Annotated in this window: 3 protein-coding genes; 2 read left to right on the top strand and 1 reads right to left on the bottom strand. The window is 70.6% G+C overall.

The window, feature by feature from the left end:
• A partial coding sequence (locus AC2VNT_RS10465; protein ID WP_486946789.1) for an aconitase family protein occupies positions 1–815 on the bottom strand: 815 nt, incomplete at its 3' end.
• A gap of 36 nt (positions 816–851) precedes the next feature.
• On the opposite strand from AC2VNT_RS10465, the gene AC2VNT_RS10460 reads away from it, so the two are divergent.
• Both AC2VNT_RS10460 and AC2VNT_RS10455 read left to right on the top strand, forming a co-directional pair.
• Positions 852–1,553, top strand: a complete 702-nt coding sequence (locus AC2VNT_RS10460) for an IclR family transcriptional regulator (RefSeq protein WP_486946788.1) — start codon at positions 852–854, stop codon at positions 1,551–1,553.
• 115 nt (positions 1,554–1,668) lie between these two features.
• Positions 1,669–2,086 (top strand): PPOX class F420-dependent oxidoreductase (locus AC2VNT_RS10455; protein ID WP_486946787.1); only part of this gene is annotated, 418 nt, incomplete at its 3' end.

The raw sequence follows: 2,086 nt of genomic DNA, 5'->3' as shown, positions 1-2,086 counted from the left end.
TCGGTGCGCAGGCTCTGCCAGTAGCCCATCGCGGCGTCCCAGGCCGCTCCGGTCGGGGCGTGCGGCCGGCCACGCAGGTAGGCGTAGGCGGTCTCGTCGGGCGCGACCATGCCGGCCCGGGCACCGGCCTCGATGCTCATGTTGCAGATCGTCATCCGCGCCTCCATCGACATCGATTCGATGGTGCTGCCCCGGTATTCGATGACGTGCCCCTGACCGCCACCGGTGCCGATCTTGGCGATCACCGCCAGAATGACGTCCTTGGCGGTCACCCCCGGCGGCAGCTCGCCGTCGACGTTCACCGCCATCGTCTTGAACGGGCGCAGCGGCAGCGTCTGGGTGGCCAGCACATGCTCCACCTCGGAGGTGCCGATGCCCATCGCCAGCGCCCCGAACGCACCGTGCGTCGAGGTGTGGCTGTCACCGCAGACCACCGTCATGCCCGGCTGGGTCAGGCCCAGCTGCGGACCGATGATGTGCACGATGCCCTGGTCGATGTCGCCCATCGGGTACAGCCGGACACCGAACTCCGCGCAGTTGCGCCGCAGCGTCTCGACCTGCGTGCGTGAGGTCGGGTCGGCGATCGGCTTGTCGATGTCGATGGTCGGCACGTTGTGATCCTCGGTGGCGATCGTCAGATCGGGCCGGCGCACTCCCCGGCCGGCCAGCCGCAGCCCGTCGAACGCCTGCGGGCTGGTGACCTCGTGGATCATGTGCAGGTCGATGTAGATCAGGTCGGGTTCGGTGCCGCCACCGGACGCCACGACGTGGTCGTCCCAGACCTTTTCGGCCAGCGTGCGGGGTCTCTGACTCATTGACAATCTCACATTCTGAGACATTAATATCTTTATATGAGACAGCATAGCGGCATCGGCGTCCTCGACAAAGCCCTCGAGGTGCTGCACGCGGTGGCGGAATCGCCGTGCGGTCTGGGCGAACTCCGCGACCGCACCGGCCTGCCCCGGGCCACCGCCCACCGGCTCGCCGCCGGCCTTGAGGTGCATCGGCTGCTCAGCCGCGACGGCGACGGCCGCTGGCGGATCGGCCCGGGCATCGTCGACCTGGCCGCCCGCGCCGACGATCCGCTGCGCGCCGCCGCGGCAACGGTGTTGGCCCGGTTGCGCGAGATCACCGGAGAGAGCGTGCAGCTGTACCGCCGGGAGGGGATGTCCCGGGTCTGTATCGCCGCGCTGGAACCGGCTGCCGGGCTGCGCGATACGGTGCCGGTCGGCGCCCTGCTGCCGATGACCGCGGGGTCGGGGGCCAAGGTGCTGCTGGCCTACGCAGACGCCGCCACCCGGCAGGAGCTGCTGCCGGAGGCCAGGTTCACCGACCGCGCGCTGGCCGAGGTGCGCCGGCGCGGCTGGGCGCAGAGCGTGGCCGAGCGCGAACCCGGGGTGGCCAGCGTCTCGGCGCCGGTGCGCGATGCCCACGGCGAGGTGATCGCCGCCGTCTCGGTCTCCGGTCCGATCGACCGGCTGGGCCAGCGGCCCGGGGGGCGCTGGGCGGCCGATCTGATCGCCGCGGCCGACGCGCTGACCCGGCGAGTGTGACGCCGACACCGACTCTGCGTCCAGGGCGGTGTTTTCGCCCGATTCACGCCCTCAGCGCGGAGTCGATGTCGTGACCGCACGGTCGTCGCCGGTGTCCGCCTGACAGACTGACCCGATGGGAACCAATCAGCGCGCGCAGATCGTCATGTCGCCGGCGGAGATCGCCGACTTCGTCACCACCAGCCGCACCGGGACGCTGGCCACCGTCGGACCCGGCGGCCAGCCGCACCTGACCGCGATGTGGTACGCGGTGGTCGACGGGGAGATCTGGCTGGAGACCAAGGCGAAGTCGCAGAAGGCGGTGAACCTCCGGCGTGACCCGCGGGTGAGCTTCCTGATCGAGGGCGGCCACACCTACGACACGCTGCGCGGGGTGTCGTTCGAGGGGGTCGCCGAGATCGTCGACGACCCGGACGCCACCTTCCGGGTGGGGGTCAGCGTCTGGGAGCGCTACTCCGGTCCGTACTCCGACGAGTGCAAGCCGGCGGTGGATCAGCTGATGCACAACCGGGTCGGGGTGCGCATCGTGGCGC

Source organism: Mycobacterium sp. TH-M15, from assembly GCF_057473705.1.
This window is presented reverse-complemented; position numbering and strand designations above follow the sequence as displayed.